The organism is Saccharopolyspora aridisoli (genome assembly GCF_004348445.1).
In the GTDB taxonomy this organism is placed as follows: Bacteria; Actinomycetota; Actinomycetes; order Mycobacteriales; family Pseudonocardiaceae; genus Saccharopolyspora; species Saccharopolyspora aridisoli.
Genome location: NZ_SMKV01000061.1, coordinates 1 through 20,069, shown reverse-complemented (window position 1 = coordinate 20,069; position 20,069 = coordinate 1). Strand labels below are relative to the sequence as shown.

The 20,069-nt window shown below is 69.6% G+C and carries 25 protein-coding genes; 14 read left to right on the top strand and 11 right to left on the bottom strand.

What is annotated here, in order from left to right:
• The 3 genes from E1161_RS26385 to E1161_RS26375 all read right to left on the bottom strand — a co-directional run.
• Positions 1–629 (bottom strand): sugar phosphate isomerase/epimerase family protein (locus E1161_RS26385; protein ID WP_132627448.1); only part of this gene is annotated, 629 nt, incomplete at its 3' end.
• A gap of 25 nt (positions 630–654) precedes the next feature.
• A complete protein-coding gene (locus E1161_RS26380) occupies positions 655–1,575 on the bottom strand; it encodes a sugar phosphate isomerase/epimerase family protein (RefSeq protein WP_132627447.1) in 921 nt (306 codons plus the stop codon).
• A gap of 2 nt (positions 1,576–1,577) precedes the next feature.
• Complete coding sequence (locus tag E1161_RS26375; RefSeq protein ID WP_132627446.1) at positions 1,578–2,708, bottom strand: Gfo/Idh/MocA family protein; 1,131 nt, start codon at positions 2,706–2,708, stop codon at positions 1,578–1,580.
• A gap of 187 nt (positions 2,709–2,895) precedes the next feature.
• On the opposite strand from E1161_RS26375, the gene E1161_RS26370 reads away from it, so the two are divergent.
• From E1161_RS26370 to E1161_RS26345, 6 genes are all read left to right on the top strand, one after another.
• Complete coding sequence (locus E1161_RS26370) at positions 2,896–4,092, top strand: ROK family transcriptional regulator (protein ID WP_235875323.1); 1,197 nt, start codon at positions 2,896–2,898, stop codon at positions 4,090–4,092.
• Positions 4,093–4,199: 107 nt separating this feature from the next.
• Positions 4,200–5,477, top strand: a complete 1,278-nt coding sequence (locus E1161_RS26365) for an ABC transporter substrate-binding protein (protein WP_132627444.1) — start codon at positions 4,200–4,202, stop codon at positions 5,475–5,477.
• Positions 5,477–6,376 (top strand): carbohydrate ABC transporter permease, encoded by a 900-nt coding sequence (locus tag E1161_RS26360; RefSeq protein ID WP_132627443.1) that lies wholly within the window; start codon positions 5,477–5,479, stop codon positions 6,374–6,376. The genes E1161_RS26365 and E1161_RS26360 overlap by 1 nt, the downstream gene beginning before the upstream one ends.
• Positions 6,373–7,188 carry a carbohydrate ABC transporter permease gene (locus E1161_RS26355; RefSeq protein WP_132627442.1) on the top strand — a complete coding sequence of 272 codons (816 nt, stop codon included), beginning with the start codon at positions 6,373–6,375 and terminating at the stop codon, positions 7,186–7,188. Before E1161_RS26360 ends, E1161_RS26355 begins: the two co-directional genes overlap by 4 nt.
• A gap of 28 nt (positions 7,189–7,216) precedes the next feature.
• The gene (locus E1161_RS26350; RefSeq protein ID WP_132627441.1) at positions 7,217–8,299 is read left to right on the top strand and encodes a Gfo/Idh/MocA family protein; all 1,083 of its coding nucleotides are present in this window, start codon (positions 7,217–7,219) and stop codon (positions 8,297–8,299) included.
• Positions 8,296–9,030 carry a ThuA domain-containing protein gene (locus E1161_RS26345; RefSeq protein ID WP_132627440.1) on the top strand — a complete coding sequence of 245 codons (735 nt, stop codon included), beginning with the start codon at positions 8,296–8,298 and terminating at the stop codon, positions 9,028–9,030. Before E1161_RS26350 ends, E1161_RS26345 begins: the two co-directional genes overlap by 4 nt.
• 60 nt (positions 9,031–9,090) lie before the next feature.
• Here the strand turns inward: E1161_RS26345 and E1161_RS26340 are convergent, their stop codons facing one another.
• A complete protein-coding gene (locus E1161_RS26340; RefSeq protein ID WP_132627439.1) occupies positions 9,091–10,020 on the bottom strand; it encodes an oxygenase MpaB family protein in 930 nt (309 codons plus the stop codon).
• Between the two features lie 131 nt (positions 10,021–10,151).
• Here E1161_RS26340 and E1161_RS26335 point away from each other — a divergent pair, with 131 nt between their 5' ends.
• From E1161_RS26335 to E1161_RS26310, 6 genes are all read left to right on the top strand, one after another.
• The gene (locus tag E1161_RS26335; RefSeq protein WP_132627438.1) at positions 10,152–10,376 is read left to right on the top strand and encodes a hypothetical protein; all 225 of its coding nucleotides are present in this window, start codon (positions 10,152–10,154) and stop codon (positions 10,374–10,376) included.
• A gap of 65 nt (positions 10,377–10,441) precedes the next feature.
• On the top strand, positions 10,442–10,723 hold the full coding sequence (locus E1161_RS26330; protein ID WP_132627437.1) for a metal-sensitive transcriptional regulator: 282 nt from the start codon (positions 10,442–10,444) through the stop codon (positions 10,721–10,723).
• Between the two features lie 11 nt (positions 10,724–10,734).
• Complete coding sequence (locus E1161_RS26325) at positions 10,735–11,079, top strand: hypothetical protein (protein ID WP_132627436.1); 345 nt, start codon at positions 10,735–10,737, stop codon at positions 11,077–11,079.
• A gap of 67 nt (positions 11,080–11,146) precedes the next feature.
• Complete coding sequence (locus E1161_RS26320) at positions 11,147–11,734, top strand: DUF305 domain-containing protein (RefSeq protein WP_132627435.1); 588 nt, start codon at positions 11,147–11,149, stop codon at positions 11,732–11,734.
• A gap of 209 nt (positions 11,735–11,943) precedes the next feature.
• Positions 11,944–13,209, top strand: coding sequence for a Bcr/CflA family efflux MFS transporter (locus E1161_RS26315; RefSeq protein ID WP_132627434.1), 1,266 nt, complete (start codon positions 11,944–11,946; stop codon positions 13,207–13,209).
• A gap of 72 nt (positions 13,210–13,281) precedes the next feature.
• Positions 13,282–14,079 (top strand): SAM-dependent methyltransferase, encoded by a 798-nt coding sequence (locus tag E1161_RS26310; protein ID WP_132627433.1) that lies wholly within the window; start codon positions 13,282–13,284, stop codon positions 14,077–14,079.
• Here the strand turns inward: E1161_RS26310 and E1161_RS26305 are convergent.
• From E1161_RS26305 to E1161_RS26295, 3 genes are all read right to left on the bottom strand, one after another.
• Positions 14,074–14,346, bottom strand: coding sequence for a GlsB/YeaQ/YmgE family stress response membrane protein (locus E1161_RS26305; RefSeq protein ID WP_132627432.1), 273 nt, complete (start codon positions 14,344–14,346; stop codon positions 14,074–14,076). The two genes, E1161_RS26310 and E1161_RS26305, sit on opposite strands and share 6 nt — an antisense overlap.
• Positions 14,347–14,427: 81 nt before the next feature.
• Positions 14,428–15,306 carry an SAM-dependent methyltransferase gene (locus E1161_RS26300; RefSeq protein ID WP_207920419.1) on the bottom strand — a complete coding sequence of 293 codons (879 nt, stop codon included), beginning with the start codon at positions 15,304–15,306 and terminating at the stop codon, positions 14,428–14,430.
• An 86-nt stretch (positions 15,307–15,392) separates the two neighbouring features.
• Entirely contained in the window at positions 15,393–16,280 is an 888-nt protein-coding gene (locus E1161_RS26295; protein ID WP_207920418.1) for an SAM-dependent methyltransferase, read from the bottom strand.
• Positions 16,281–16,641: 361 nt separating this feature from the next.
• On the opposite strand from E1161_RS26295, the gene E1161_RS26290 reads away from it, so the two are divergent.
• Positions 16,642–16,944, top strand: a complete 303-nt coding sequence (locus tag E1161_RS26290; RefSeq protein WP_132627429.1) for a hypothetical protein — start codon at positions 16,642–16,644, stop codon at positions 16,942–16,944.
• Positions 16,945–17,228: 284 nt separating this feature from the next.
• Here E1161_RS26290 and E1161_RS28245 read toward each other — a convergent pair whose 3' ends face one another.
• Positions 17,229–17,483 (bottom strand): SHOCT domain-containing protein, encoded by a 255-nt coding sequence (locus tag E1161_RS28245; protein ID WP_235875322.1) that lies wholly within the window; start codon positions 17,481–17,483, stop codon positions 17,229–17,231.
• Between the two features lie 251 nt (positions 17,484–17,734).
• Between E1161_RS28245 and E1161_RS26280 the strand changes: the two genes are divergently transcribed.
• Positions 17,735–18,667 carry an acyl-CoA desaturase gene (locus E1161_RS26280; protein WP_132627428.1) on the top strand — a complete coding sequence of 311 codons (933 nt, stop codon included), beginning with the start codon at positions 17,735–17,737 and terminating at the stop codon, positions 18,665–18,667.
• 1 nt (position 18,668) lies between these two features.
• Here the strand turns inward: E1161_RS26280 and E1161_RS26275 are convergent, their stop codons facing one another.
• From E1161_RS26275 to E1161_RS28770, 3 genes are all read right to left on the bottom strand, one after another.
• A complete protein-coding gene (locus tag E1161_RS26275; protein ID WP_132627427.1) occupies positions 18,669–19,019 on the bottom strand; it encodes a TraR/DksA family transcriptional regulator in 351 nt (116 codons plus the stop codon).
• A gap of 26 nt (positions 19,020–19,045) precedes the next feature.
• Positions 19,046–19,897, bottom strand: a complete 852-nt coding sequence (locus E1161_RS26270; protein WP_132627426.1) for a TerC/Alx family metal homeostasis membrane protein — start codon at positions 19,895–19,897, stop codon at positions 19,046–19,048.
• Between the two features lie 18 nt (positions 19,898–19,915).
• Positions 19,916–20,069 (bottom strand): transposase (locus E1161_RS28770; protein WP_165939952.1); only part of this gene is annotated, 154 nt, incomplete at its 5' end.

The following is a 20,069-nucleotide window of genomic DNA, read 5'->3' as shown; positions in this document are numbered from 1 at the left end:
CCCAAGGGGGTTTGGGGGGTGTCTCGAGTGGCGGGGCCGTCTTTGAGGTGGACCGCTACCGCCCGGGAGCCCAGCCCGCTCAGGACCCGGGCGGGATCGGCTCCGGCCGCGATCGCCCAGTAGACGTCCAGCTCGGCGAGGACCTCCGGGTGGGTGCGCTGCCACAGGCGGTCGTAGGCAGGGCCTTCGGGCAGCTCGGCCCACTCGAACCAGTGGTTGTGGTAGCCGAGCCGCAGACCGTCCGGCGCGTCGGCGGCGGCCTGGCCGAGGGCGTCGGCGAAGGCGTCGAGGGCCGCGGTGTCGGTGAAGGTGTCCTCACCGAATCCCGGGATCTGGCGCGGGTGCGGGATGAACGCCGTGCCTGCGCCGAGCTCGGCGCACTCCTCGGCCAGTTCCGCCACGCTCGGCAGGGCGGCGTGCGTCGCCGAGACCGCCAGTCCGGCGGCGTCGAGGTCGGCGCGGAGCTTGCGGGTGGCGGCCAGCCGTTCGGCCTGGCTCTTGGCCAGCGAACCCAGCCCGAACGGTTCGACGTAGCGGAAGCCGATCTCGGCGAGGCGGGCCAGCGTTGCGGGCTGGTCGGCGGCCAGCTGGTCGCGGACGCTGTAGAGCTGAACGGACAGTGTCGGCAATGACCTCACCCCTTCAGGGAGGGAATCAACCCACGATCAACGGCCGGAGGGTGCGCTGCGCGATGCGCAGGCCCTGCGTGATGCGTTCGTCATCACCGCCCCAGACGGGGTCCTCGTGCTCGACGGAGAGGGTGCCGGTGAATCCGTGCTCGTAGAGCCGGTCGACGACCTTCGGCCAGTCGACCTGCCCGAGTCCGGGCACCCGGTAGCGCCACCAGCCCATGTCCCAGGGGTTTCCGCCCTTGTCGACCTTGCCGAAGAAGCCGTAGCGGTTGCGCGCAGCCGGGTCGAGCTCGACGTCCTTGGCCTGCGCGTGCACGATGCGGTCGATGTGGGGCGCGATGGTCTCCACCGGGTCGATCCCGATCCAGGTCAGGTGCGAGGGGTCCCAGTTGAGGTAGAAGCCCAGCGAGAACATCCACTCCCACAGCTCCGGCGAGTAGGCCAGGTTGCCGGGGTAGCCGTCCGGGTGCCAGCCCTCCATGACGCAGTTCTCGACGATGAGCTTCACGCCGCGCTCACCGGCGTAGTCGACGAGTTCGGGCAGCACCCGCTGCCCTTCGGCGAGGTTGTCGGCGACCGACTTGGTCCAGTCGCGTCCGATGAAGGTCCCCACGTAGGGCACGCCGAGCGCCTCGGCGGCGTCGATGGAGTGCTTGAGGTGGGTGCGGATCTCCTCGCGGCGCGCGGGATCGGGGTGCAGGTTGTTCTCGTAGTAGGCGAACGCCGACAGCTCCAGGCCGTAGCGCTGGAGGAGGTCCTTGGTGTCCTCGACCTCCTCGGGGCCGAACTCGGCGACCGGAAGGTGAGCCGCTTCGAAGTCGCGGCCGCCGGTGCCAGGCCAGACCGCGACCTCCAGGGCCTCGTAACCGTTGATCTTGGCCCAGCCGGCGACCTGCTCCAGCGTCCACTGCGGGAGACAAGCGGTGAGCATTCCCAGTCGCATCATCACACCTTCGTCCAGGAGCCGTTCCCGGCTGCGCGCACGACCGCGTCGACCAACCGGGCCGAGCGGAGTCCGTCGGTGAAAGTGGGGAGCCCTTCGGGGTCTCCTCCGTCGATCGCCGCGTAGGTGTCGGCGACGAACGCGTCGAAGCAGTCGGCGTAGCCCTGCGGGTGCCCGGCGGGCAGCTTGGAGAGCCTGCGCTGCTCGGCCGATCCGGTGCCGATGTCGCGCGTGAGGACGCGGTTGCTCTCGGCGCCGCCGAGCCAGATCTGCTCGGGGTTCTCCTGGTCGAAGACCGCGCTGCCACCGGAGCCGTCGAGCTCGAACCACAACCGGTTCTTCCGGCCCGCCGCGACCTGCGAGATCGTGGCGGTGGCGAGCACGCCGGTGCCGGTGCGCAGCAGCAGCGCCGCGGTGTCCTCGGTGCGCACCGCGACTCGCTCGCCGACGCCGCCGCTGGGGCCGCTGAAGCTGGTTCCTCCGGCGGACGGGCGGGTGGGCACGGCGATGGAGAACTCGGCGAAGACGTCGGTGAAGGTCTCCCCCGACACCCACTGCACGAGGTCGCACCAGTGCGAGCCGATGTCGGCGAAGGCGCGCGACACCCCGCCCTGATCGGGGTCGACGCGCCAGCCGGATGCGTCCGGGTCGACCATCCAGTCCTGCAGGTAGCTGCCGTGCAGCAGGTGCCAGTCGCCGAACTCACCGGCCTGCCGCCGGGCCCGGATCTCGCGGACCAGCGGGTGGTACCGGTAGACGAAGGGCACGGTGGCGACGAGTCCGCTGGCGCTGGCGGCCGCGGCCATCCGCTCGGCCTCGTCCAGCGAGATGGCCAGCGGCTTCTCGCAGATCACGTGCTTGCCCGCGGCGAGCGCGGCTTCGGCGAACGGCGCGTGGGTGGCGTTGGGTGTGCAGACGTGCACCACGTCGACCCGGTCATCGGCGAGGACCTCGTCGAACGAGGCGAACGCGCGGACGTTCCACTCCCCCGCCTTCTCCAGCGAACGCTGCGGCGTGGACGCCAGCACTCCGGCGATCTCGGCGCCGGCGAGCAGCGCGGAGCGCCGGTGCACCTCGCCGATCATCCCTGCCCCCACGATCGCGGTGCCGCGCCTGGTGTTCCCAGGGCTCACGCGCCTGCCTCCCTCGGTCGTTCCCGATGACAACGACGGGTGTCTCACGCCCGAATTTCGTCTCCACTCACGCTAGGACCCCACATTTATGCCGACAAGCACTACGAATTATTTTCTTGCCGGTCATAATTGAGCGGAAAATCCGACAGAGGGGGCGACCGTGGGATGGGATCCGGTTCGGTTGACGGTGCCGAAGACGTCCGGGCGCGCTGACGCGAACTTGGTGCTCAGCGTTCTGACCAGGCTGATCGCCTCCGGCACGGCGGAGAGCCGAGCCGAGCTCGTCAAGCACACCGGCCTGGCCCGCTCCACGGTCAACAGCCACCTGGACGCGCTGATCGCGGCCGGGGTCGTCGCAGAGCGCGGCGCGCTCAGCGGAGGCGGCCGGGGACGTCCCGCGCACCGGCTGGCGATCGCCCCGCGCGCCGGGGTCGTGCTCGCCGCCGACGTCGGCGCGCACAGCACCCGGCTGGCGGTGGCCGACCTCGGCCAAGGCTTGCTCGCCGAGGAGCAGGTGGCGCTGGACCTCTCAGTCGGCCCGGAGGATGCCCTCGACGTGCTCGCCGAGCACCTGCGAGACCTGCTGCGCGGCACCGAGGTCGCCGCTGACGAGGTCAAGGCGCTGGTCATGGGGCTTCCCGGCCCGGTCGATCCGCGCATGGGCATGCCGGTGCGGCCGCCGATCATGCCCGGCTGGGACGGATTCCCGGTAGGCGACACGATGGCCGACCGCTTCGCCTGCACCGCCTCGGTCGACAACGACGTGAACCTGATGGCCCTGGGCGAGGCCCGCGCGCTGCCCGCCGAGGAGTCCCCTCTGCTGTTCCTCAAGATCGGCACCGGGATCGGCGGCGGCATCGTCTCGGCGACCGGTGAGTTGCACCGGGGTTCCGACGGCGCGGCGGGCGACATCGGGCACATCCGGGTGCCCGGCGCCGACGACGTGATCTGCCAGTGCGGCAACGTCGGCTGCGTGGAGGCGCTGGCCTCGGCCGACGCGGTGCTGCGCGGGTTGCGCGCCGAGTCCGGCGGGCCGGAGACGATAGAGGACCTGGCACAGCTGCTGCGCGACGGCGACGCGCTCGCCGTCCGCAGGATCCGGGCCGCTGCGGCGACCATCGGCGAGGTGGTGGCGATGCTGGTGCACTTCTACAACCCGAAGCGGATCGTCCTAGGTGGACTGATCACCTCGGTCGGCGACGACCTGCTCGCCGGGATCCGCAGCGTCGTCTACCGCCGGGCGCTGCCGCTGGCGACCCGGCACCTGTCACTGGCCAACAGCGCGCTGGGCCGCTCGGCGGGGCTGGCGGGCGCGGTGGTGGCGGGAATCGAGGACGTGCTGTCACCGGAGGGGATTCACCGGCTGGTGGGCGAGATGCCTTGACACCCGGTGACCGCGCCGCAACCATGTGATCGTCTCACGCCGCCATTCGACCGGTGACCGGGTGCGTCCCGTGATCACCGCCGACGAACCGCGAAGCGGAGACAGCCATGCCTTCACCCCGGCCTTGGGTCACCGTCGTCGTCGCGGCGCTGGCCCTCAGCGGCTGCGCGAGCGCTCCCCCGGCGGGGCCGCCGGGCGAGCACGCACCGCAGGTCACCGTCGCAGAGCCCGGATCGGCCCACGGCGCTCGCGGTGAGGTCACCATCTGCGGGGTCCGCGACACCGGCGTCTTCGAGGACCTCACCCAGGAGTTCAACGCGCGCGGTGGCGGACTCAGCGCCCGCTACGTCGAGATCGGCCAGGACACCGACTCCACCCGCGCGCAAGCGCTGCAACGGCTCGAAGGCGGGTCGTCGGAGTGCGACATCTACCTGACCGACGTGACCTGGACCGGCGAGTGGGCGACGCAGGGATGGCTGCTCGACCACAGCGAGCTCACCGAACGGCACCGCGACGAGCTGATGCCGTCCACATTGGAAACGGTGCGCTACGCCGGGCGCGACTGGGCGGTTCCCTTCTACACCAACGCCGGACTGCTCTTCTACCGCGCTGACCGGGTTCCGCCGCCCACGACCTGGCGCGAGGTCTACGCACAAGCCGGACAGGACCGCTCGAAGCGGGTGCAGATGCAGGCCAAGCGCTACGAGGGCCTCACCGCGAACTTCCTGGAACTGCTCTACTCCGCGGGTGGATCGGTGATCGACGAGTCCGGCCGGGTCACCGTCGACTCGCCTCAGACCCGCGCGGTGCTGCGCTTGATGGCGCAGGGCATGGAATCCGGGGCGATCGACCGCGCGTGCCTGACCTACGACGAGGACTACGCCCGCCGCGCCTACGAGTCCGGAGCCGCCGGGTACCTGCGCCAATGGCCCAGCGCGCACAAGCTGATCAGCGAGACCTCGGCGGGCCCGGTCACCAGGGCAGCGGCCTTGCCCGCCTTCGACGAGCGCAGTCGGCCGGCCGCGGTGCTCGGCGGATGGAACCTCGCCATCGCCGCCAAGGCCGGCAACCCCGGTGGGGCTGTCGCGCTCATCGACTACGCGACCAGCGCGGAGTTCCAGAGGAAGATGGTGCTGCGCACCGCCCAGGCCCCGGTGTTCGCCGCGCTCTACGACGATCCCGAGGTGCGCGCCGAGCTGCCGTTCATCCCGCAGCTCAAGGAGTCGCTGCTGCACGCGAAACCGCGTCCTCGCTCGCCGGTGTACGCGCAGGTGTCGCGAGCCATCTACGACAACGCCTACGAGGTGATCTCCGGGCAGACCGACGTCGAGTCGGGTGTGCGGAGGATGGCAGCGGACGTCGAGACCGCGCAGGAGACGTTCTGATGAGCCGCGTCGACGCCCAGCAGCGGCGCACCGCGGTGTGGATGGTCTCGCCCGCGCTGGTGATCATGTTCCTGGTGGCGGTGGTGCCGATCGGTTACGCGGTCTGGCTGTCGCTCAACGTCTACAGCGTCCGGCGGGCGGGTCTGTCGCACTTCGTCGGCCTGACCAACTACTGGAACGCGCTGATCTCCGAGCAGTGGTGGCGGGCGTTCGGGCAGACCTTCCTGTTCGCCTTCACCTCGGTCGCCCTCGAAGTGGTCCTCGGCGTGGCGATGGCGCTGCTGCTCAACGTGGCGTTCCGGGGCCGCGGCCTGCTGCGCTCGGTTCTGCTGGTGCCCTACGCGGTGCTGACGGTGGTCTCGGCGATCACCTGGCAGGCCATGTTCGAGTCCAACCTCGGCCTGGTCACCGGCCTGCTGCGGGCCCTCGGCCTGCCCGGCGGCGAGCAGGTGTGGCTGGCCGAACCCGGCTACGCGATGGCCGTGATCATCGCGGCGGACGTGTGGAAGACCGCGCCGTTCGTCGCGCTGCTGGTGCTGGCCGGTTTGCAGGTCATCCCCGGCGAGGTCTACGAGGCGGCGGACCTGGACGGGGCGAGCCGCTGGCAGGCGTTCTGGCGGGTCACGCTGCCGCTGCTGCGCCCGGCGATCGCGCTGGCGGCGATCTTCCGGTTGCTCGACGCGCTGCGGATCTTCGACCTGCCGTTCGTGCTGACCAAGGGCTCCAACGGCACCGAGACGATGTCCATGATCGCCTACCAGGAGCTGCGCGAACAGCGGCTGATCGGGCAGGGGTCGGCGCTGTCGATCCTCACCTTCATCACCGTCATGGCCGTGTCGCTGGTCTACATCCGCTTCGCAGGCGGCAACATTCGCGACGTCGCGGAGGAGAAGTCATGACCCGCCCCGTGGTCCTGCTGTTCGCACTGCTGGTGGTGCTGGCCTCGCTGCTGCCGTTCTACTGGCTGGTCAACACCTCGCTCAAGACCGGCGCTGAGCTGTCATCGGGCTCGCTGGTGCCCGGTTCGCCGTCGCTGCGGAACTACCTGGAAGTGCTGCAGGACGAGGACTTCCTGACGGCGCTGGGCAATTCGCTGGTCGTCGGGGTGGTGACGACCTCGCTGGCGCTGCTGCTGGCCTCGTTCGCCGCCTACGCGCTGGCGCGGCTGGAGTTGCCGCGCAAGGGCATCATCCTCGGACTGGTGCTGTCGGTGACGACGTTCCCGGTGATCGCGATCGCCGCACCCATGTTCACGATCTGGCGCGACATCGGCCTCTACGACACCCTCGCCGGGCTGATCATCCCGAAGCTGACCTTCGCGCTGCCGATGGCGATCTTCGTGCTCACGTCGTTCTTCCGCGAGATCCCGTTCGAGCTGGAGGAATCCGCGCTGATCGACGGTGCGAGCCCGTTCACCGCGTTCCGCGAGGTGATCCTGCCGCTGGCCGTGCCCGGCATCGCCACCACGGCGATCCTGGTGTTCATCTCGGTGTGGAACGAATTCCTGCTGGCGGTCACGCTCACCTCCACGCCGGAGGCCCGGACCGTTCCGGTCGCCATCGCCTACTTCTCCGGAACGAGCGATTTCGACCACCCGATCGGCACTATCAGCGCGGCCTCCGTGCTCGTCACCCTGCCACTGCTGGTACTCGTGCTGGTCTTCCAGAAGCGCATCGTGGCCGGTCTGACCGCCGGCGCGATCAAGGGCTGAAGCCCACCGCAGAAGAAGGAGTCCCTTGATGAGTGACCCCACGTTCCGGGTCGGAGTCGTCGGCGTCGGCTGGGCGGGGCAGCAGCACCTCGCCGCCTACCAGGCGCTGCCCAACGTTGAGATCGTGGCGATCGCCGGGCAGGAGGCCGAGATGCTGGCCTCCCTCGGCGAGGAGTACGGCGCACCGCACCTGTTCGAGAGCTGGGAGCAGCTCGTCGAGCTGCCCGAGCTGGACGCGGTGAGCATCGCCGTCCCCAACTTCCTGCACGCCCCGATCGCCGTCGCCGCGCTCAAGCGCGGACTGCACGTGCTCAGCGAGAAGCCCTTGGCCCGCAACGGGATCGAGGGCAGGCAGATGGTCGACGCGGCGCGGTCAGCCGGTCGGGTGCTCGACGTGGCGTTCAACCACCGGCTGCGCGGCGACATCCAGACCCTCGGCGGGATCATCGGAAGCGGCGAGCTCGGACGGCCCTACTACGCCAAGGCCTCCTGGATGCGGCGGCGCGGCATCCCCAAGATCGGCAGCTGGTTCACCAACCGGGAGATGGCCGGCGGCGGACCGCTGGCCGACATCGGCGTGCACGTGCTGGACTACGCGCTGTTCCTGCTCGGCGAACCGAAGGTCGAATCGGTGAGCGCGGTGACCTACGCGGAGCTGGGGCCGCGCAACATCGGCGGCATGAAGTGGGAAACCGCCCAGGCCAAGGGCGGATTCGAGGTCGAGGACTTCGCCTCGGCGTTCCTCCGGCTCGAAGGCGGCGGAACGTTGGTGCTGGAGACCTCGTGGGCGGCGTACCGCAACCCCACCGACCTCATCGACTTCAGCGTGCTGGGGACCGAGGGTGGCGCCGAGCTCAGGGCGGTCGGTGCCACGAAGGCGCAGGTCGGTGACCTGCACGTGTACCGGGACGTCGACGGCGAGATCGCCGACTACCAGCCCAGCGCCGAACCCGGGCGCGCGCACGCCGCGGTGGTGGAGAACTTCGTGCGGCTGCTGGGCTCCCCGCAGGAGTGGCCGGACAACGACGGGTCGCAGGCGCTGCGCCGCGCGGAGGTCATCGACGCCTGCTACCGCTCGGCGGCCGAGAAGCGGGAGGTGGCGGTCGCGTGAGCGGTCTGCGCATCACGGTCTGGAACGAGGGCATGCACGAAGCCGAGCAGGACCCCCCGGTGATGGCCGAGATCTACCCGGACGGCATCCACGGCGCCCTCGCCGAGGGGATCCGGCAGGAGCTGCCGGATGCCTCGGTGCGCACCGCCCTGCTGGCCGATCCGGAGCACGGGCTGCCCGAGGAGGTGCTGGCCGACACCGACGTGCTGCTGTGGTGGGGCCATCGCGCGCACGGTCAGGTCGACGAGGCGGTGGTGGACCGGGTGCAGCGGCACGTCCTGGGCGGTATGGGACTGCTGGTGCTGCACTCCGGGCACTTCTCGAAGATCTTCCAGCGGCTGCTGGGCACCACCTGCTCGCTGGGCTGGCGGGACGCGGCCGAGCAGGAGCTGGTGTGGACCGTCGCCCCGCACCACCCGATCACCGAGGGCGTGCCGAACCCGCTGGTCATCCCCGAGCAGGAGACCTACAGCGAGTTCTTCGACATCCCCGCCCCGGACGAGCTGATCTTCATCTCGTCCTTCGACGGCGGCGAGGTGTTCCGCTCAGGCGTGACGTTCTTCCGGGGTCACGGCCGGATCTTCTACTTCAGCCCCGGCGATCAGCGCTACCCCGTCTACCACCAGCCGGAGGTCCGCAGAGTTCTCACCAACGGCATCCGCTGGGCCGCCCAGCCGGACCAACCCCGGGCAGCTCCCGACGTCGCCAACCTCGACCGCCACTGGCGCTGAACGGCGATCTTCGAACCTCGCGCGAAGATCGTGCGGGCCGTCGCGCGATGTTCGAAGAACTCACCCCGTCAGGTGGCGTCGGCCCGGCACGTAGTGCTTCGGGTCGTCGCGCCTGTCAGGTGGTGGGTAGTTGCGGGCAGGGGTTTCGACCAGCGGGGCGTCCGCTGGGAGGCGCCCTTGCGCCCGGCTCCAGGCCGCCCTGGCCCGCGGGTGGAAGCGCAGCTCGAACGGGACGAGGCTCCAGAACGCGGCGAAGACCCGGCCGACGAGCTTGAGGAGGAGCTCGTCGCGGCGGGTCCAGCGCAAGCCGAGCTTCTCGCGGATCGGCGGGTCGTAGCAGCCGGTCGTCAGCCAGTGCATGAGCCGCGCGGTCGGCGGCCGCACCCATCGCCACACGGGTTCGGGCAGCCACCTCATCAGCGGCGGCCTTCCGATGCGGGAGAGGTCGCGGACGTCGAGGGTCGCCTTGTTGACCTCGAGCACCTCCCGGCACATGTGGTCCCAGTAGCGCTGGAAGCTCGCCCAGTCCGGCGGGACCGGGCGCATGCTCATGCCGTAGAGCCGGTACCACTGCACGCCCTCGGCGTAGACCTGCGCCTTCTGCTCTTCGGTCAGGGGCCTGCCCAGGCGATCGTTGATCAGGATCGGCATCACCAGGAACGTCGCGTGAGCCCAGAAGAACGTCTCCGGGTTGAGCGCGTGGTAAGGCCTGCCGCGCTTGTCGACGCCCTTGATGCCGTTGTGGAAGCCGCGGACGAGTTTCGCCGTGTCCGCCGCGCGAGGGCCGTCGTAGACCACGCCGCCGATCGGGTACAGCGATCGGTAGAGCCGTTCCCAGCGCTCGTCGAAGAACTCCGAGTGCTCCTCGACGCCCGCGCCCAGCTGCGGGTGCATGTTCTGCATCGACCCGGCCCACAGCGCGAGCAGCAGCCCGCGCCAGTCGCCGAAGTAGCGCCACATCAACGAATCCGGCCCCAGCGGTTCGGACATGCGACGCTCCGTTCGATGTGAGGACGGCCGTCATCAAAAGTAGGCAGGCGGACACGCAGGGTCAATTCCCGCACGCCCGGACGGACGCCACCGAGATCCCGCCTAGACTCGGGGCCGGAGGTGGTCAGGCCGTGACCAAGAGCCAACTCGGCATCCTGCTGGTGCGCACGCTGCTGTTCTTCGCCGTGGCGGTGGTCCTGGGCGTGATCAACGGCTGGCCGTCGTACGCCGTCATCGCCGTGGCGCTGACCGGCGGTGCGGCGCTCGTCCAGCTCGGCGGCTGGCTGTGGATGCGCCGCGCCGAGCAGCGCGGGACGGCTGCGGAGAAGCCGACCGCGCGCAGCGAGTTCCTCTGATTGGCCACAACTACCCCCCTGGGGTATAAAGGTGTTGGGTCCACCGACCCAGGGGAGGTAAATCGATGCACGGCTACGCCCACAACAAGGACGACTACGCCAAGCGACTGCGTCGCGTCGAGGGTCAGGTGCGCGGGCTCGCGCGCATGATCGACGACGACGAGTACTGCATCGACGTGCTCACCCAGGTCTCGGCCACCACCAAGGCGCTGCAAGCGGTCGCGCTGGGCCTTCTCGACGAGCACCTCAAGCACTGCGTCTCCGAGGCGATGTCCGAGGGCGGCGAGCAGGCCGAGGCGAAGATCCGCGAGGCCAGCGACGCCATCGCGCGCCTGGTGAAGTCCTGACGGATCCGCCCGTGCGCACCGGAGCGTTCCGCTGGGCCCTGCTGGTGGCCCTCGCTCTCGGCGTGGTGCTCATGCATCACGTGCCCGCGCAGCACCACTCGCACCACGCCGGGCACGTCGGCGTGCACGCCCAGGTCGAGGCCTCCGACGACGCCGCGCCCGATGGGCACGATGCGCTGCACCTGTGCCTGGCGATCGCCGCGAGCTTCCTCGTGCTGCTGGCCCCGCGGCTGCGCATGGCCGCCGTGGTCACGGCCGAGATGTTCGTCCCCCGGATCTGGCGCACACTGCAACGGGCGCGACCTCCGGATCCATCACCTCGGCGGCTCGCCGCACTCTGCGTACTCCGGCGCTGATCGGCCTGCGGACCGGCCCCACCCGGTCACGCCCGATCCCGCCAATTCGAAGACGAGGTAATTCGCGATGAAGCACGCCCGCACGGGCGCCGCTGTGCTCGGCGCCGCCCTGTCCCTGTCGTTCCTCGCCGGCTGCGGCCAGGCGGAGGGCCCCGCTCCGGCGGCTCCGCCCGCTCAGACCGCGCCCGCGCACAACGACGTCGACGTGATGTTCGCCCAAGGCATGATGCCGCACCACGAACAAGCCATCGAGATGTCCAGGATGGCCGCCCAGAACGCCGGGTCCCAGCAGGTCAAGGACCTGGCCGCCCGGATCGAGGCGGCGCAGGGCCCCGAGATCGACAAGCTGAACGGATGGCTGCGCGACTGGAACGCCCAGCAGTCCGGACACGGAGGGCACGGCGGACATGGCGGTCACGCGATGACCGGCATGATGTCCACCGACGAGATGGCCAGCCTCGGCCGGACCAAGGGCCCCGAGTTCGACCAGAAGTTCCTCATGCTGATGATCAAGCACCACGAAGGTGCGGTCGAGATGGCCCGGACCGAGGTGGAGAAGGGTCGCTTCCCCGACGCCCAGCAGATGGCTCGGGAGATCATGATCAGCCAGCAGTCCGAGATCGACTCCATGCGCACGATGCTCACCCAGCACTGAGCGAACGGCTGCCCGGGCCGGGCCCGGGCAGCCCGCGCGCAACCCGGAGTTCGCGAAGAGGTGATCAATTCCGGGAATATCGGTCCACAATAGAGGCAAGATGACGATCTGTAATCCACATCACAGCGGATTCTCGATCTCTCCGGAACAAACGCGGCTTCCACCACGCTCTACGTCGGGCAATGAACGACATCCCGAGAAAGGAAGCGATGGAAGACGTTGCTGTGCGATCACCAGCGGCGCCGGCCCGGACGACCCACGTCCGCGCCGACGAACCGACCGGGCTGAAGCGGCTGCGCATCATCGTGGTGCTCGGGGCGCTGATCGCCCTGGGACCGCTGACCATCGACATGTACCTGCCCGCGCTGCCCTCCATCGGCGCGGACCTGGGGGCTCCTGACTCCGCCGTGCAGCTCACCCTCACCGGCACGCTGCTGGGGCTGGGGCTGGGACAACTGCTGATCGGCCCGGTCTCCGACGTCATCGGGCGTCGCAAGCCGCTCATCGCCGGCACCGCGTTGCACATCGCCGCCTCGCTGGCCTGCCTCATCGCGCCGAACGTCGCCGTGCTCGGCGGGCTGCGCGTGGTGCAGGGAGTCGGGGCGGCGGCGGCGATGGTGGTCGCGATGGCCGTGGTGCGCGACCTGTGGTCGGGACGCGCGTCCGCAACCGCGCTCTCGCGGCTCATCCTGGTCATGGGCATCGCACCGATCCTGGCGCCGACGCTGGGCGGCGCGGTGCTGCTGTCGACCTCGTGGCGCGGGGTCTTCGGCGTGCTGGCCGCGCTCGGCGCGGCCCTGCTGGTGCTGGCGGTGCTCGCGCTGCCGGAGTCGTTGCCGCCGCAGCGCAGGCAGCAACCGCGCTTCGCGCCGGTGCTGGCGACCTACGGCAAGCTGCTCACCGACCGCGAGTTCGTGCTGCTGCTGGTCGTGGCCGCGCTGGCGATGACGGCGCTGTTCTCCTACGTGTCTGGTTCCTCGTTCGTGCTGCAGGAGCAGTACGGGCTCAACCAGCAGGCGTTCGGCCTGGTGTTCGGAGCGGGCGCTGTGGCGCTGATCGGCGCCTCGCAGCTCAACGTCGTGCTGCTCAACCGCTTCACCACGATGCAGATCGTGGTGACCTCCCTGATCGTGGCCACCGCCTCCGGGCTGGTGATGGTCGCCCTGACCACCACCGGGATCGGCGGGCTGGTCGGATTCCTGGTGCCGTTGTGGCTGGTCCTGGGGTCGATGGGCTTCGTGATGCCCAACGCCCCGGCGCTGGCGCTGGGGCGGCACGGCGAGGCCGCAGGCACCGCTGCGGCACTGCTGGGAGCCTGCCAGTTCGGACTCGGCGCGCTGATCGCACCGCTGGTCGGAGTGCTGGGCAACGACGGGCCGGCGATGGCGGTCATCATGACCTCGGGCGCGGCTGTCGCCCTGGTGGCCCTCGCGGCGGTGGTACGGCTCAGCAACCGAACCGTGGCCGCTGCTTGACCCCGCAGCGGGGTTGCCGCCCTCTAACATCACGGCTGGGCGGTGGCCCCGCCCAGCCGTGAGGAGGTCGCGATGTCCGAGCCCAACGAAGTCGATCTGGACAAGCCCAACGCCGCCCGGGTCTACGACTACTACCTCGGCGGCAGCAACAACTTCGCCGTGGACCGCCAGATGGGTGACGAGGCGATCGCGATGTGGCCGGAGCTGCCGCAGATCATGCAAGCCAACCGAGCTTTCCTGCGACGCGCGGTGCACTGCTGCGTCGAGCAGGGCATCCGGCAGTTCCTCGACCTGGGCTCGGGCATCCCGACCGTGGGCAACGTGCACGAGGTGGCGCAGCTGGCGGCGCCCGGCAGCCGCGTGGTTTACGTCGACACCGACCCCGTCGCCGTGGCCTACAGCAAGAAGTTGCTGGCCGACAACGCCGATGCCGACATCGTGCGCGCCGACGCCCGCGATCCCGAAGCCGTCCTGGCCTCGGACGAGGTCGCCGCGCTGCTCGACCTGGACCAGCCGGTGGCGGTGATGATGGTGGCGCTGCTGCACTTCATCGGCGACGAATCCGCACCTCGCGAGATGATCGCGCGGTACCGGGACGCGTTGGCGTCGGGCAGCTTCCTGTGCATCTCGCACGCCACCGATGAGGGGCGCCCGGACGTCGCCGACGAACACGCCGACCTCTACAAGGAGCGGACCGCCACTCCTCTGACGTTCCGCTCGCGAGCCGAGATCGACGGGTTCTTCGAGGGCTTCGAACTGGTCGAACCGGGCCTGGTCTTCCTGCCGCAGTGGCGACCGGTCTCCACCTCGGAGGTCGGCGACAACCCGGAGCGCGTCACCGGATTGGCGGGCGTCGGCCGGAAGCTATGACCGGACGCGGCGCTTGCGGCCGGTGACCTTGTTGTAGATGACCAGCACGATCACCGCGCCGACGACCGACCCGATCCAGCCGGCGGGCTGGAAGCCGCGCAGACCCACGGTGAACAAGCCGAACAGGAAACCGCCGACGGCGGAGCCCACGACGCCGAGCACGATCGTCATCAGCAGGCCGATGTCGTCCTTGCCCGGCACGATGGCGCGGGCCAGGAAGCCGGCGATCAGGCCGAACACGATCCAACCGAGAATTGTCAGGAACACCGAGCTCACCCGTTTTCGCTCGCGGACTGTGCGGATTCCCAGGCTACTCCGATCATGCCCGCCCAGTCGCGGTGATCGTCTTCACCTGGGCTTCGAGGCAGCCACGAAACGGCTGACGTCGAGCATCGGACCGATCGCCAGCCCGGGGTCCCTGCCGAGCCGGACCGCCGCATCCTCGCTCGTCTCGACCTCGCTGCTCCAGCCCAGCTCCGCCAGCAGGTCGGCAGTCGGCGGACGACCGCCATCGTGCAGGATCGCGCTGACGTCCATGCCCTGCTGCTTGCTGTACTCGGAGATCTTCGCGTCGTTGGCGATCTTGCTCGTGTCGCGGAACTCCTCCACCGCCAAGCGGCTTCCCGGCGCGGACAGGTCCGTGATCGCCCGCAGGAGCTCTCGCTCGGCTTCGCCCGGCAGGTAGGGCAGCAGCCCTTCGGCCAGCCACCCGGTGGGAACGCCGACGTCCAGGCCGGCGGCGATCAGCGCGGCGGGCCAGTCCTCGCGCAGGTCGATCCCCAGCATCCGGTGCTCGCAGCCGGGCTCGACCCGGTCGAGGACCTCCTGCTTGAACTGGAGGACTTTCGGCTGGTCGAGTTCGAACACCGCGGTGCCGGCCGGCCAGTCGAGCCGATAGGCGCGCGTGTCCAGACCGGCGGCCAAGATCACGAACTGGCGCACGCCGGATTCGGCGACCTGCGCGAAGAAGTCGTCGAAGCAGCGGGAGCGGACACCGATGTAGTGGTCGATGCGCTCGGCCCAGCGTCGCCCGTCATCGGGTATCGCCGCCAGCTCCTCCGGCGTGGTCGGGAACGCCATCCCCTTGCCCGCGGCACGCACCAACGTCTCGGCGTGGGGATCGTTGATGAGCCGGTCGTCCCGGCAGCTCTCGATGGCGCGCGCGGCGGCCACCGCCAACGCGGTGACGCCGATGCCGCTGACGATGTCCCAGTCTCGTCCCGCCACTCCCCGATCGTAGGCGGCGAGCGCGGTCGGCGCGGGGTGCTCGGCCCGAAAGCACCTGCCTGGCAATCCGTTCGGGCCCGCGAGCCTCATGCGGGCTTGCGGGCCTCCACGAAGCGGCTGGCGTCGGCCATCTCACCGAACATCCCGCTCAGGTCGCGGCCGTAACTCGCGGCCTTCGCCTCGGCGCCTTCGACCTCGGTCTTCCAGCCCAGTCCGCGCAGCACGTCCGGGGCCTCGGGGCGATCGTCGGAGTGCAGCAAGTCGCGCATGTCCAGACCCCACTCCTGGCCGAAGTCGGCGAGGTCCTCGTCCTCGAAGAGCCGGCGGATGTCGTTGAAGTCCTCCACCGCCAACCGGCTGCCGAACGCCGAGAGCCGGTCGATGGTCGTCAGCAGCTGCTGCTCGGCCTCCGGCGGGAGGTAGGGCAGCAGACCCTCGGCCAGCCACGCGGTGGGCGCCTCGGTGTCGAAACCGGCTTCTGCCAGCGCCGCGGACCAGTCCTCGCGCAGGTCGATCGGCACCGGCCGGTGCGCGCACTCCGGCGCCGCCCCGAGCCCGTCGAGGACGGTCTGCTTGAACTCCAGGACCTTGGGCTGGTCGATCTCGTACGCGGTGGTGCCCGCGGCCCAGTCCAGGCGGTGGGCACGTGCGTCCAGGCCGGAGGCGAGGATCACCACCTGCCGGACGCCGGCCTCGCCCGCTGCGGCGAAGAAGTCGTCGAAGCAGCGCGAGCGCACGCCGATGTAGTCCTCCATCCTGGCCTGCGCCCAGGTGGAATCCTCCGGCAGCTGCGCCACCTCCTGCGGCGAGGTGGGCATCGGCGCCGGCGCGTCGGCTGCCTTGACGAACGCCGCGGCGAACGGGTCCGACATCAGCCGGTCCTCGCGATGGCTCTCCAGCGCCCGCGCCGCGGCCACTCCCAGCGCGGTCAGCCCGACGCTGGTCACGATGTCCCATTGCTGGCCAGTAGTCACGCTCGCCCCTTTCGGTTCCCGTGCTTGCCCCGGGGACCTCATTCGTTCCGGTCACTCAGCAGAATTCGCTGAGCAGAAATCGGTACTCACCGTGACCGTAACGAGTTAGTTGCGTGCATCAACTAAGTGTGCGCAAGGGCACACGCAGAGCGGACGAACCGCTGAAACCCTCTCAACCAGGCGAAATGCTCAGCTCGGACGGATTCGCAACAGGCCCGGGCATCCGAGCGCATTCGACGGGCCGGAACGAAAGATGACGGGTCATGTGCAGCCCACCGTTGCACCGAATTGAAAAGATCCACCCAAGTGGGTGATCAGCGGCCGAGAAAACTGTGCCGTTCAGCGCATAGACTCCCGGCCCGTGACTGCACTACCGCACAGCTCGACCGAGGCGGCCCTTCGCGACGCGGTGGACACAGCCCTCATCGACTTGCTGACCAAGCCGAACACCCCGGCTGACCGCGCCCGCCAGGAACTCGTGCGCGCGGTGGGGTTGCTCGACGAGCACCCGCAGATCGCCGTCTCCGCCGATGCGGCGACCGCGGTGCGCACCGCCGCGGAGCACCTCGCTCACGGCGAGCACGCCAACGCGCGCACAGCGCTGGTCACCGCCCGCGGCCAACTTTCCGCGCCCGGATCCCGACAGGCCGCGCGCAACAACTGAACTCAAGCGGTTCGACTTCCTCGAGCCCGGCGCGAGCAACCCGCGCCGGGCTCGAGACGTCTTCAGGCGACACGGTTCGCCCAGGACGGATCATGTCCGACCGAACCGCTCCCCCTAGGTCCTGGAACAACACCAACGCGGGTGGCATGTCCTGGCGCTCCTGGAGCCTCACGACCAGCTCAACCGGCCCTGAGCCCTCCCCCGACCGCGCGTCGCACGATAGCGGGGTTCGAACGCGGGGTGCGCGAATTCTCGCGAAGTAGCGCACCCCGGTCGTCCCTCGCTCAGCGCAGCTCGCCGAGGCGTTCCCGGTACTCCTCACCGCTGAGCTCGCCTCGGGCGTAGCGCTCGGCGAGGATCGTCCGCGCGCTCTCGGTCGCCGAAGGCCGCCGCGTCCTGCGCAGGATCGCGTAGATCGCGGTGACGATCAGCGATGCGATCAGCACCATCCACACCAGGCCGAAGATCCAGAACGGACCTCCGCCGTGCCCTCCGGGTCCGGGCCCGGGTCCCCACTGCACCAGTAGTTCGGTCACCATCGCTGCTCACCTTCCTCGTCGGTGTTTCCCAGCTTCGGCGCCAACGGCGATCAAGTCGTCCGACCAGGAGCGACACCCGTGCTACCGTCCGCGACGCAGGCCGGCACCAGCGGTGTGCGCAGACCGTGGACGCGTCCCCGGGATCGTTGGCCGTTCACCCTCGGTTGCCACCCCGTTTCTTGCGATCACCAGAGCATTCGGGGTTTGGTGGTCGAGGCGGGAAATCCCCGCAACTACGCGAGGAGCTCGAGTTGGACGCAGCTGAGATCACCGGCCCCAAACCCGTGCTTGCCGGCCGCAGGCCTTGGGGGCCGCAACTGTCGGTGTACGTGTTCATCCTCGGCCCGTTCCTCGCCCTAGTGGCAGCCGTGCCACTGGCGTGGGGTTGGGGTTTGAACTGGTGGGACGTGGCGCTGGCCGCGGGCTGGTACGTGCTGACCATCCTGGGGGTGACGGTCGGCTACCACCGCTACTTCACCCACGGGGCCTTCCGCGCGAAGCGGTGGCTGCGCATCACCCTCGCGGTGGTGGCGAGCATGGCGGTGCAGGGGCCGATCATGCACTGGGTCTCCGATCACCGCAGGCACCACGCCTTCTCCGACCGCGAGGGCGACCCGCACTCCCCCTGGGCCTTCGGCACCTCGCCGGCCGCGCTGGTGCGCGGGTTCTGGCACGCCCACATGGGCTGGGTGTTCGCGCGCGATCTGACCAACCAGGAGCGCTTCGTCCCCGACCTGCTGGCTGACGCCGACATGCGGCTGGTGCACAAGCTGTTCGGCCCGCTCACGGTCGCGACGTTCCTGCTGCCGGGCCTGATGGGCTGGTTGATCACCGGCACCGCTTGGGGCGCGTTGACGGCGTTCTTCTGGGCCGGACTGGTCCGGGTGGCGTTCCTGCACCACGTGACCTGGTCGGTGAACTCGATCTGCCACCTGGTGGGCGAACGGCCGTTCAAGAGCCGCGACAAGGCCGCGAACTTCTGGCCGCTGGCGATCCTGAGCATGGGCGAGTCCTGGCACAACCTGCACCACGCGGACCCGACCTGCGCGCGTCACGGTGTCCAGCGCGGTCAGATCGACATCTCGGCCCGGGTCATCTGGCTGTTCGAGAAGGCCGGCTGGGCCCACCACGTCCGCTGGCCCACCCCCACCCGTCTCTCCCGCCTCGCGGTCGGAGAGGACTGACTCAGCGCCGGGCCGAGGTGCAGCGGATGCAGAGCTTGGCCGCCGGCAGGGCTTCGAGGCGTTCCCTGGTGATGCGCTTGCCGCAGCGCTGGCACTGCCCGTAGGTGCCGTCCTCGACGCGCCTGACGGCCTCGTCCAGCGCTTCGAGGTCGGCCTTGGCGTCGGTCAGCAGGCCTTGGGTCTGGGCCCTCTCGTAGGCGATGGTGACGCCTTCGGGGTCGTGCTCGTCGTCGTTGCTCGTCCAGGTCGCCGACTCGACGATGGACGTGAGGTGCCGCTGCAGCGACTCGATGCGGTGCTGCACCTCGGTCCGTTGGTCGGCCAGGAGCCTCTCCGGCGACTTTCGCGCCATGCTCGGTCAACGCTGCGCGGCGGGCTTTATTCCGATTCGGCGCCGCTGGTCGCCGGTTCGGGCGCAGGCTCCGCCCGCTTGGTGCGGGACCGGGCGAGGCTGGCGACCGCGGTGATCGCCAGGGTGAGCACGATGAAACCGAGCGAGGCCGCGATGCCGATGTCGGGGACCGGGAAGTGGATCTCCTCGACGTGCGATCCGTGCAGCGCCTCGATGATCAGCTTGAGGCCGATGAAACCGAGGATGACCGCCAGCCCGCAGCTGAGGTAGACCAGCCGGTCGAGCAGCCCGCCGATGACGAAGTAGAGCTGCCGCAGCCCCATCAGTGCGAAGGCGTTGGCGGTGAAGATGATGAAGCCGTCCTTGGTGAGGCCGAAGATGGCCGGCATCGAGTCCAGCGCGAAGATCACGTTCGCCAGTCCGAGCGCGGCCACGACCAGAACCAACGGCGTGAACATCCGCTTGCCTCTGACGCTGGTGACCAGCTTGCCGCCGTCGTAGGTGTCGGTGGTGGGCACGAACTTCTGCAGCGCGCGGATCATGGCGCCGCCCTCGTCGTCGGGCTCGTCGCCAGCGGAGTCGCGGGCGACCTTGATCGCGGTGTAGATCAGGAACGCACCGAACAGGTAGAACACCCAGTTGAACGCGGCGAGCACCGCGACACCCGCGGCGATGCACGCCGCGCGCAGCACCAGGGAGATCAGGATGCCGATGTAGAGCACCCGGTGCTGGTGCTCGCGGGGCACCGCGAAGCGCGACATGATGATCACGAAGACGAACAGGTTGTCCACCGACAGGCTGTACTCGGTGACGTACCCGGCGAAGAACTCCGCGCCGCTGGTGGAACCGGCGAAGGCGAACAGCAGCCCGCCGAAGATCGCTGCTAGGGGGTGTCCTCAAAGCCAGATGAGGAGTGTGGCTAGGTCGATCATGGCTTGGTAGGACTGGGCGGTTTTGTCGTAGCGGGTGGCGATAGCTCGGTGTTGTTTGAGCTGGTTGAAGCAGCGTTCGACAATGTTGCGGCGCTTGTAGATGCTGGCCTCGAAGGCG